Genomic DNA, 10,359 nt, shown 5'->3' with positions numbered 1-10,359 from the left:
CACCGCCGCGCTCGCCGCAGCAGTACATGGCGCATCGGTGGCCCTCTACGAGAAGTCGGACACGGTGGGCGGCACCACCGCGGTCTCGGGTGGCATCGCCTGGATTCCGGCACACAATCGGGCCCCCGGGCTCAGCGTCGAGGCCGCGATGGATTACCTGCGCGCCCAGTCCTTCGGCGCGATGGACGACGCGCTGGTCTCGACGTTCGTACAGACCGGCCAGGAGATGGTCGACTTCGTCGAAGCCCACAGCGATGTCCGCTTCGAGGTCGCCACCGGCTTCCCGGACTACAAGCCGGAGCTGCCCGGCGGGCGCCCGTCGGGCGGCCGCTCGCTGAGCCCGCTGCCCTATGACGTCTCCCGAGTGGGCTCTTGGCAGGACCGGATCACCGCGTTCCCCGCCGACTACAGCAATGTCGGGTTCGACGCCGAGACCCGCGCCCGGCTGCACGCCGACATCGAAACAACAGACGCCGGCGATATCTGCGTGGCCGGTACCGCGCTGATCGCCGGGTTGCTGCGCGGTGTGCTCGACGCCGGGGTCGCGCCGCAGACCGGGTGCCGCGGCGTCGAGCTCCTCGCCGACGCCGAGGGCATCGCGGGTGTGCGGGTCGATGGCGACGGCTCGTCGCGGCGGGTGCGCGCCCGACGGGGCGTGATCCTGGCCAACGGCGGTTTCGAATGGGACGTCTCCCTGGTGGAGGCCTTTCTGCGCGGGCCGATGCGCGGTGCGGTGTCACCGCCGAACAACACCGGTGACGCGCTGCGCATGGCGATGGCGCAGGGCGCAGACCTGGCCAACATGGGCGAGGCGTGGTGGGTCCCGATCGTCCGGATCCCCGGTGACACCATCGACGGGGAGCAGCGCAGCCGCAGCGTACGGCTCGAGCGGACTCGCCCGCGCAGCATCATCGTCAACCGGGCAGGGCGGCGGTTCGTGAACGAGGCCTGCGATTACAACTCGATGGCTGGCGCGTTCCACTACCTGGAACCGCGCGCCGGATACGTCAATGATCCGGCGTGGATCGTGTTCGACGCCGGACACCTGCGCCGGTACGGCTTTCTCGGCGTCGCACCCGACGACACCGCACCGGAGTGGTTCTCCGAATCACCCGACCTGGCCGGCCTGGCCGCCAAGACCGGAATCGACGCCGAGGGCCTGGCGCGCACGGTGGCCGCCTGGAACCGCGACGTCACGGCGGGGTCGGATCCCGAATTCGGGCGCGGATCCAGCGCCTACGACGGCTATTGGGGCGACGACCAAGCGAGCACGGTTGCCGGGCGCACCCTGGGACCTATCGACACCGCACCCTTCTACGCCGTACCGCTGTCCGTCGGCGCGATGGGCACCAAGGGCGGACCCCGCACCGACTCCGATGGCCGGGTCCTGCACGTCACCGGCCGGCCCATCCCCGGGCTGTTCGCCGCGGGCAACGCGATGGCGGGCGTGACGGGCCGGGCCTACGGTGGCGCGGGCGGCACCATCGGACCGGCCATGGTGTTCGGCTTCCGCGCGGGGCGCGCAGCTGCCACCACCGACGCGGAGGCGTAGCCGGCCGATTGGTCTCGCGGTCGGCACAGCGGAAATGTTATTCTTCGCTACCAAGAATTTGAGTCTTTGCCCACGCGGCCGCTCCGGCCGGTGCAGCAGTGGAGGACCCCGTGACAGGCAGGCAGGTCAGCGCATCGTCCCTGGTCGTGGGGACAGCGTGCGCCGCAGCGCTGGCCGCCGCCATCCCGGCGGGCGCCGACGATCCGACGCCGCACCGGGTCCGCTACTCGGTCAGTGCGACTCAGACCGCGCAAGCGTACGTCTACTACCGCGAGGTTCAGCCGCCCAATTTCGGCGAGTACAGCCACAACCCGTACCAGTACAGTCCCCGTGCAGACGTCACGATCGGCCCCAACCAGCCCTGGATCTTCGAGACCAACCTGGCCGATCCGCAAGATTGGGCCATGGTGGTGGTGTCGCTGCCCGGAATGCATCCGGAGCTGCCCACGCCCGGGTTCGTCTGCGAACTGCGCGTTGACGACGTCGTGGTCGCCACCGACGCCGGTACCAAGGGGGCGCTCTGCTCGCTCCGCACTTGGTGAGGGACCCTGGTGCTGGGTGGACAACGGACAGGAGAGGCGTATGCCGTCGCGTGATCCGGCGAAGCCGGGGGGGCCCAGAAAACATGCCGGGAAGCACGCCGCCAAGCGCGCTTCGAAAGACGCCCTGACGCTGGCGGAGGCCGAGGCGAAGGCCGCCGAGGCGGCGGCGGAGCTGGCCCGCGCCCGAGCGGAGCTGCTCAAGGCCCAGCAGGAGCCCGAGCCGGAATCCACTGCGGCGGTCGAGCTGGAAACCGCTCAGGTGATCGAGACTTCCGAAGCGGCCGAGCCGGCCCCGGGAGTTGGCGAAGGGGTTGAGGAGGGTTCCGCCGAACAGCCGGCTGAGAAGTCCAGCACGATCACCGGAATCCGCAAAGTGCTGCCCTGGGCAGCGGCGACGCTGGCCGTGCTCACCATCGGTGGACTTATCGCGGCGGACGTGGTGATGCTGGCCCACCACAACAGTGTGGCGCTGCGCCAGCGCCAATCCGCCGAATACGCCGCGGCCGCTCGTCAGGGCGTGGTGACGCTGATGTCGTTGAATTACGAAACCGTCGATGACAACGTCAAGGCGATCCTCGACAACTCGACCGGCGAGTTCAAGAAGGACTTCGAAGCCCACGCCGGCGACTTCGCCCAGGTGGCCCGCAAGTCGAAAACCGTCACCACGGTCGACACGGCGGTCGCGGGGGTGGAATCGATGTCGGACAACGACGCGGTGGTGCTGGTCGCGGCCAACACCAAGGTCACCAATATCGCTGGAGCCAAAGAGGAACCCCGCGCTTGGCGCCTCACCGTACACCTGGCCCACGAAGGCGATCGGATCAAGATGTCGAAGGTGGACTTCGCGGCATGAGCGAACCCGACGAGACCGACGTGACACCCGAGGCGACCGAGTCCGAGTCCGACGACGAGGCCGTGCCCACCGAGGCCGACGGCGCCCTCAAAGATGACGCCCTGGAACCTGACCAGCAGCTGGGGGAAGAGCCACCGGCCGAGCAGCCGCAAGCCGGCCCGACCGTCTCCACGGCGCGCTGGGTCGCCGCCGCCCTGGCCGGGCTGCTGGTGGCGTCGGCGGGGCTGACTGCCTGGCTGTACTTCGGAGTGCTTCGGGCCGATCAGCAACTCGGACCCGCGGCCGAGCAGGCCGTGATGGCTGCCGCCGCCGACGGCGCGGTCGCCGTGTTGACGTATGCACCCAAGACGATGGAGCAGGACTTCGCCACCGCCGAGAGCCACCTCACCGGCGACTTCCTCGCGCGCTACACCGATTTCACCCAGAAGGTCGTTACCCCGGCGGTCAAGGAGAAGGAAGTACAGACAGTGGCCGCGGTGGTGCGCAAGGGGCTGGTATCCCTGCACCCCAGGTCCGCGGAGGTGCTGATCTACCTCAACCAGACCACGATCAGCAAGACGAATCCGGACGGCTCGTTCTCGATGAGCAGCGTCAAGGTCGGCTTGGAGAAGCACGACGGCCGGTGGCTGATCTCCTCGTTCGACCCGGTCTGACCATTCTCTGCAGACAGCCGCGAGCTACATGCGCACCAGGGCGAACGTCCAGGTGTTGACGCCGCCCGGACCATTCATACAGCCCACGTCGAAATGTGATTCGACGACGCCGGCCAGCGTGTTCGCGTCCCAGGTGTAGGTGTCGCGCGTCGGCATTGAAGGTCCGAACGGGCAAGTCAGACCGTTCGGGTAATCAGAGGTGAACGAGTACTGACCGTTCACCAGTCTGGCGGTCCCGCCGTAGTATCCGCGGCCGAAGAAATGCGGCCGGTCGATCGCACTCACCGTTACACAGCCCGCCGGCAGGTCGTCGAACTTGCCCATCGTCTCGCAGGGGTAGGCCGCCCAGACCCACGTGGCGTCGGTCCACCGATTGGTCAGGACTTCGTAGTTGCCGTAGCGCATATCGGCTGCGGCGGCCGGCGCCACGGCTATGGCGATGGTCAACGCACCGAGCGCTGCCCCGGCAGTGGTTCGGATCATGGGTGAACTCCTCGGCATACCAGAAGCGTTGTTCCGCTACAGATCACCACGACGCCACAACGACTCACCGTCGGCGACACAGGTCAAGAAGAGCCCATCGGGTGCCTGCGCCACCTCACCCGAATACTCGTCGCACTTGCTGTTCTCCTCTTTGATGCCGTGCATCTCCGGGGAACGGAACCAGCGGGGCTCGTAGCGGCGCGGGGACGCGCAGTACACCAGTCGACCAGGCAGGGTCGAGGGCCCGGCGACCGCGGATCCGAAAACGAAGTAGGTGGTATTTGAGCACGGCGCACCCAGCACGACGTTCGGCATGATTCCGGGTGTACATGCCGGGACATCGCACATCGGCACGTACGGATCTGCGACCGCCGGCGCCGCGGGCGTCACCTCGGCGACCGTCCCGGCGGCAAGTACCGCCGCGACAAGCACTTTCATCACGCGAGTGGTCTGCATGGTCTCCCCCAGCACCTAGAGTCGCTCGACGGTCAACGGCATGAGGATCACCGTGGGCTGGTTACGGCCACACGCGCCCGAGACTCCGATCGTCCGGTCGTAACCGACGAGCCGGTCGATATTGCGTTTCTCGTATTGACCGTTGGTATCACTGCCTTGGAACTGGTAGCGCTGGCGACCCGACGAGGTGGTGCCGTCCGGGCAGGTCTGCCAGTTCTCGTGGAAGCGGTCGACGATCCAGCGCGAGGTACGGAACTCCAGCGGTGCGGTCCAGCCCTGGTCGCTGCTCACCTGGCCGGTGCAGACGTGCGCGTTCTCGCAGCTGGAGCTGAACGTCCACACCGACGTAACGGTGACCTCGGTCATAAAGACCTCGTTGGTCTTGGCCCAGTCCCCGTTCGAGGTGACCCGGTAGGGGCCGTTGAGCTCAAAGCCCAGGCCCGCGTGCGCCGGCGGCGCCGGGGTCGCCCCGACCACAAGTCCGAACGCCGCTGTGGCGACGATCAATTCACGTACGCGCATTCGTCCTCCCTCGGCGCTCAGAATGGCATCAGGTCGGTCCACGACTTGGGCCCCGCACCCGGCACCAAATTCGTCTGCTGCTCGTAGCGCCCGTCGGGGGTCATGTACTTGCCGGTGTTCGGGTCGTAGGGCACCACCGCGACCGACGGCGTCTGCTCACCGATCCCGGAGTTCCCTGCCAGCGGCGGCGGCGCGGGCACCACCGGCCGAGGCGAATCAGGCGGCGTCCCCGACGGAGTGGCCCACGGCGGCAGCGGAGTGCCTCCGACGGGAGCGAAGAGCCGGTCGCTGAAGTCGACCCGGTCATCGACCGGGACGCCCTGCTTGAGCAGGTTCGGGTCGAACGGCCCGGGGCCGGTGAGGTGCTGGCGCATCGCGATCGGGACGAAGCCCTTCGGGTCGTCGCAGAGTTCGACAGTGGGCGCACGCTTGCCCGGATGCTCGATACACGGGAAGTTGCGGGCACCGCGGACCGACACCGGTGAGTCCTGCGGCAGTTTGCAGTACAGACCGTCGGGAGTGTCGATTGTGGTGGTATCGGCCGGGGAACGCCACGACGACGGCGGCAAGAACCCCACCGTACAGGGGTTGGGGTCACCGAACGTGAGAGTGAAGTCGCCCTGGGGCAGACCAGTCGGGTTGTTCTTGGGCAGACCGAACGACTGCTGGGCCGCAATGTATCCGGGCAACAGCACCATCAACTGCTCCAGCGACGGGTTGTAAACCATCAGCACCTGGCCGAGGGTGTTCAGGTTCGCCAGCAGAATCGGCAGCGTGGGTTTGAGATCCTGCATCAGGCCGGAGACTTCGTCGGCGAATCCGGGTCCGCGTTGCAGGATGGCCCGTAACTGGGGATCGTTGGCGGCGACCTGTTCGGAGATCCCGGCAACGCTGCGCGCCCAGGTCCGGATCGCATCGGTGCTTCGTTCCTGGGAGTCCAGCAGTGGCGCACCGTCATCGATCAGTTTGCGCACCTTATCCGAGACCCGGTTGGCGTCACCGCTGATGGTGGTGGCCGAGTCCAGCAGTGACTGAAAGTCGTAGCCGGCGCCGTCGAAGGCCTGGAACGTCTCGTCGAGCAGGCCGCTGAGCTTGTCCTTGGGGATGCTGTCGACCAGTGCACTGACCTGATCGAGCATCGGGCCGACCTGTTGCGGGACTTGCGTGTCAGCGGCTGCGATCACCGAGCCGGTGTGCAGGTACGGGCCGTTGTCGCTGCGCGGTTGCAGATCGACGTACTGCTCGCCGATCGCCGACACGCTGCGCACCGCGGCCACCAGATCGGCCGGGATCTTCGGGGACCGATTCAGCGACAGCGTGGCCCGCACGCCATTGGACGTCAACGAGACATCGGTGACCGTGCCGACCTGCACCCCGTTGTAGGTGACATTGGAGAACCGGTAGAGCCCCCCGGTCTCGGGCAGGTCCAGCTTGACCACCACCCGGCCGATCCCGAGCATGGTCGGCACCTGCATGTAGCCGAACAACATGGCTCCCACACCGATCACCGATGCCACCAGGAACAGGATCAGCTGGATCCGAACAAAGCGTGTCAGCATCTAGCCACCGCCTCCCGAGGCAACCGCTCCCGGCGGCACGGCCTGGCCCGATGACTGCAGGATCGGCTCTTGCAGCGGATCGTAGGAATAGTTCAGATACCACGGGTCACCGGGCGCCGGAACCAGTTTCGCGTCCTCGTCACCCCACTGCGTGCCGGCGAACAGCGCCCGCTTGAGTCGGGGCTTGGTGAGGTCGAAAACGGCGAACAGGTTCAAGAAGTCGCCCCGCACGGCACGCTCGATCGCGTTGGGGCCGTAGGGGAAGGCCGAGGCGTAGGCCACTGCCGAGTTGAGCTCCGGGCCGATGTTGGCCAGCGAACGCAAGGCCGGCTCGATGTGGATGAGATCGGAGACCAGTTGGTGCCCGGAGTCGTTGACCAGACCCGACGACAGGTCACCGAACTGCCCCAGCTTGGTCAACGCGGTGACGAATTTTGGTCGCTCCCTTATCAAGACGTCGATGGCCGGCGGGATCTTGTTCAGCGCACGGTTGATGGTGTCGCGCTGCCCGGCGAAAGTCGTGGCCGCCCGATTCATCTCGCCGATGGCGTCGACGATGTTGTCCCGCTGCCGGTCCAACGCGCCGGTGAAGTGGTCCAGCCGCACGATCAGATCGCGGATGTCGGCCTCACGGCCGGCCATGGACGCACTGAAGTTATGGATGATGTCACCGATCTGACCAAGTCCGCCGCCGTTGACCAGCACAGCCAGCGACGACAGCGTCTGCTCGGTCGACGGATAGGTCGACGAGTCGCTTAGCGGGATGGTGGCCCCGGACATCAGCCTGCCCGTCGGCGCCTGTCCGATCGGCGGATTGAGCGCCAGGTGCATCGAACCGAGCAGGCTGGTCTGCCCGACGGTCGCGACCGCATTCGCCGGGACTTCGACGCCGGGGTTGACCGCGATGTCGACATTGGCGTGCCAGTCGCTGACGGTCATCTTGCCGACGCTGCCGATCACCACGTCGGAAAGCATCACCGGCGAATTAGATTCCAGTGTCCCGACATTGGCCAGCTGGACCGTGAAATGCTGCGCCCCGGCTCCGCGGCCCTCAACACCCGGCAGCGCCAGCGAGTTCAAACCGCCGAAGGCACAGCCGGTCGTGGTACCGGCGACCGCGAGGGCAAGCGCCGCACTGCGCCGCAGGGAACGGAGACCGATCATGGCGAGGGTGTCCCTTCCGCCGGTAACGGACCTGGCAGGCCGGGCGGCGGCCCCGGCGGCGGGCCGCCCGGCAGCAACATCCCGTCGAAGGTGGTCGGGCTGGGCAGCGGCACTCCGGGGATCAGCGGCGGTGTCGCTGCGGCGGGCAATCCGTCCGGCGCGTAGGAACCGCGGGGCTGCAACGGATCGGTCCAGCCCGGCGGCGGGGGAACATCGCCGTGCAACCCGGTGTAGGCCGAGATCGACGGCTCCTGTTCCGGCAGGTTCCCGGGGTGCTCTGCGTGCGGCATCAACGCCGGATCGGTGTAGATCAACTTCTCCGGGCTGGCCGCCTTGGTCAGGTACGGCGACATCGGAAACGGGAGGCCGTTGAAGTTCAGCAGCCGCATAGCCGGCCCAAGGTACTGCTCGCACAGCTTTCCGGTCTCCGTCGACGTCACGTTGCCGATCGCGCCGGTCATCGTGCAGATCGCCTGGACCGGGTTACTGAAGTTGGCGAACGCGAACGAACCCACCGGGGTCCCGCTGGTCACGTTGTACATGTTGAGCGTGTTGGCGATCGCGTTCGGGGTGATGTGCAGAATGTTGCGGATCGCATTCTTCGAATCGACCAGCGTCTGACTGACCTTGGCCACGCCCTGCAAGGCCTCGGCGGTTTCGGCGCGGCTGCCCGCCACGAAATCCCGCACCGTGTCGATCGCGCCGGCGAAGTCGGTGAGAGCTGCATCCAGGTTGGATCGGCTGTCGTTGACTACGCTCGTCAAGGTGGCGAGCCGGGATTCGAACACCACGATCTGCTGATCGCTGTCGCGTAGCGCGGTCACGAAGGTCTGCAGACCCGAAATGATGTCGACGATGTTGCCGCTGCCCTCGGCGAAGATCCGGGCCACGCCGGACAGTTGCGCCAACGTCTCGCGCAGTTTGGCGCCGTTACCGTCCATCGCATTGGCCGCGCTGTCGATGAAGCGCGACGCCGACGTTCCCGAAACTCCGCTACGCGGCCCCAATTCGGCGGCAAGCCGGTTCAACTGGGTCTTGACCTCATCCCACTCGACCGGGACAGCGGTGTGCTCGCGCGGGATCACCGCGCCGTCGGCAAGGGTCGGCCCGTCGCCGCGATGGTAGGCGGGGGTCAGTTGGACGAACCGCGCCGCCACCAGGTTGGGGGCGACGATGACAGCTTTGGCGTCGGCCGGGATCGGCACCTTGCGGTCGACCCGCAACGTCAGTTTGGCCTGTGTGCCCTGCGGTTCGATACGGTCGATGGTGCCGACCTTCACCCCGGCGACCCGGACCTCGTCACCGGGATAGATGGCGGTCGCGGTGGAGAAGTACGCCGTGATCCCGGTCGGTTTCAGTACGGTCTGACGGACGAGCATGCCCGCACCCGCCAGCAGCAGCACTGCCGCCAGGGCGGCTGCCGCAATCTGCAGTGGTTTACGAGTCCTCATCGGGGCGGCAGGTCTCCTGGTTGCGGGATCCCATTGACCGGGAACGGAAGTTCGGCACGCGGCCCGGCATTGTCCGGCGGCTGCCCGGCGTCGACGCCACGCCGGAATCCGAAGGCGTAGTCGAAGAACGGCTGAAGCAGCTGCGGCAGGAACAGGTTCGGAACGTAGGCGCTGTAGTAAGCCCCGTTGGACACTGTCTCGCCTTGGGTGAGTTCGTATTTCGCCAGACCGGGCAGCGCCTTGGCGAGGTTGTCCCGGTTCTTCACCAAGATCTTGTTCAGTTCGATGATCTTCTCGAGCGTCGGTTTGAGCTGTTCGTTGTTCTGGGCGACCAGTTCGGACAGCTGCCGGGACACCGCCGACGTGCTGACCAGCAGATTGACGATGGCCTGCCGTCGGGTGTTGAGCACGTCGACAAGGCTGTCGGCGTCCAGGATCAGCGAATTGATCTGCTGGCTGCGTTCGGAGAGCACACCGGTGAGATCTGCGGCCGACTTCAGCAGGTCGGCGAGGCCCTCATTGCGGCTGTTCACCGCCCGGGACAGCCTGCTCAGACCGTCGAACGTCGGCCCCAACTGCGGAGCGATCTGGTTGATGGTGTCCGAGAGGGTGTCCAGCGACCGGTTCAGCGACTCGGTGTCGGTGCCTGCGGTGTTCGTGGTCAGTTCACCGACCACGTCGACCAGCGAGTACGGCGAGGACGTGCGGGTGAGCGGGATGACCTCGAGCGGGCGCATCTTGCCGCTGCCGGCCGGCTCCACCGTCAGCACCCGCTCACCGAGCAGCGACCCGGTGCGGATGTGTGCGGTGGTCTGCCCGCCCAGCCCGTACTTGCCCGCCAGGGTGAAGGTCACTAGGGCATCGCCGTTGTCTAACGCGACATCGGTGACCGAGCCCACCTTGATCCCCGACAACGTGACATCGGCGCCAGTGCTGAGGCCACCGGCTTCGGCGAACCGGGCCTGGTAGCGCACGCAGGTGGCCCACTGGATCAGTTGTTCGGGCTGCAGCCCGATCGCAACGATGAACGCGACGACCACGATGCCGATCAGGCCCATTCGCGTCAGGTGGCTGCCATGGTATTTCAGCATCGGCCGATCCCCCGTCGTGGCGGGGCGGAGCCG

11 protein-coding genes are annotated in these 10,359 nt (G+C 66.9%); 4 read left to right on the top strand and 7 right to left on the bottom strand.

Features of this window, described 5'->3' with window-relative positions; translation table 11 throughout:
- The 4 genes from LI94_RS08015 to LI94_RS08000 all read left to right on the top strand — a co-directional run.
- Nucleotides 1–1,552, top strand: a 1,552-nt coding sequence (locus LI94_RS08015) for an FAD-binding protein (RefSeq protein ID WP_046300862.1), incomplete at its 5' end; no start/stop codon positions are given.
- Between the two features lie 146 nt (nucleotides 1,553–1,698).
- The gene (locus LI94_RS08010; protein ID WP_239651179.1) at nucleotides 1,699–2,094 is read left to right on the top strand and encodes a hypothetical protein; all 396 of its coding nucleotides are present in this window, start codon (nucleotides 1,699–1,701) and stop codon (nucleotides 2,092–2,094) included.
- A 40-nt stretch (nucleotides 2,095–2,134) separates the two neighbouring features.
- Nucleotides 2,135–2,947: a VirB8/TrbF family protein gene (locus tag LI94_RS08005; protein WP_024440869.1), complete on the top strand. Its 813-nt coding sequence runs from the start codon at nucleotides 2,135–2,137 to the stop codon at nucleotides 2,945–2,947.
- Nucleotides 2,944–3,600, top strand: a complete 657-nt coding sequence (locus tag LI94_RS08000) for a hypothetical protein (protein ID WP_024440870.1) — start codon at nucleotides 2,944–2,946, stop codon at nucleotides 3,598–3,600. The genes LI94_RS08005 and LI94_RS08000 overlap by 4 nt, the downstream gene beginning before the upstream one ends.
- Before the next feature lie 24 nt (nucleotides 3,601–3,624).
- On the opposite strand, the gene LI94_RS07995 is transcribed toward LI94_RS08000, so the two are convergent.
- The 7 genes from LI94_RS07995 to LI94_RS07965 are packed head-to-tail and all read right to left on the bottom strand — an operon-like array spanning nucleotide 3,625 to nucleotide 10,326.
- Complete coding sequence (locus LI94_RS07995) at nucleotides 3,625–4,083, bottom strand: hypothetical protein (protein ID WP_024440871.1); 459 nt, start codon at nucleotides 4,081–4,083, stop codon at nucleotides 3,625–3,627.
- A 36-nt stretch (nucleotides 4,084–4,119) separates the two neighbouring features.
- Nucleotides 4,120–4,539 (bottom strand): hypothetical protein, encoded by a 420-nt coding sequence (locus LI94_RS07990; RefSeq protein WP_174549775.1) that lies wholly within the window; start codon nucleotides 4,537–4,539, stop codon nucleotides 4,120–4,122.
- A 15-nt stretch (nucleotides 4,540–4,554) separates the two neighbouring features.
- Entirely contained in the window at nucleotides 4,555–5,061 is a 507-nt protein-coding gene (locus LI94_RS07985; protein WP_046300860.1) for a hypothetical protein, read from the bottom strand.
- A 17-nt stretch (nucleotides 5,062–5,078) separates the two neighbouring features.
- Nucleotides 5,079–6,620: an MlaD family protein gene (locus LI94_RS07980; protein ID WP_046282806.1), complete on the bottom strand. Its 1,542-nt coding sequence runs from the start codon at nucleotides 6,618–6,620 to the stop codon at nucleotides 5,079–5,081.
- Nucleotides 6,621–7,784, bottom strand: a complete 1,164-nt coding sequence (locus LI94_RS07975; protein ID WP_046300859.1) for an MCE family protein — start codon at nucleotides 7,782–7,784, stop codon at nucleotides 6,621–6,623.
- On the bottom strand, nucleotides 7,781–9,235 hold the full coding sequence (locus LI94_RS07970; RefSeq protein ID WP_046282804.1) for an MCE family protein: 1,455 nt from the start codon (nucleotides 9,233–9,235) through the stop codon (nucleotides 7,781–7,783). Before LI94_RS07970 ends, LI94_RS07975 begins: the two co-directional genes overlap by 4 nt.
- Complete coding sequence (locus LI94_RS07965) at nucleotides 9,232–10,326, bottom strand: MCE family protein (RefSeq protein ID WP_024440877.1); 1,095 nt, start codon at nucleotides 10,324–10,326, stop codon at nucleotides 9,232–9,234. The genes LI94_RS07970 and LI94_RS07965 overlap by 4 nt, the downstream gene beginning before the upstream one ends.
- Nucleotides 10,327–10,359 lie beyond the last annotated feature (33 nt).

It is taken from the genome of Mycobacterium sp. UM_Kg27, from assembly GCF_000972905.1.
Taxonomy (GTDB): domain Bacteria; phylum Actinomycetota; class Actinomycetes; order Mycobacteriales; family Mycobacteriaceae; genus Mycobacterium.
The sequence above is the reverse complement of the archived record's forward strand: the minus strand, read 5'-3'. Positions and strand labels throughout refer to the sequence as shown.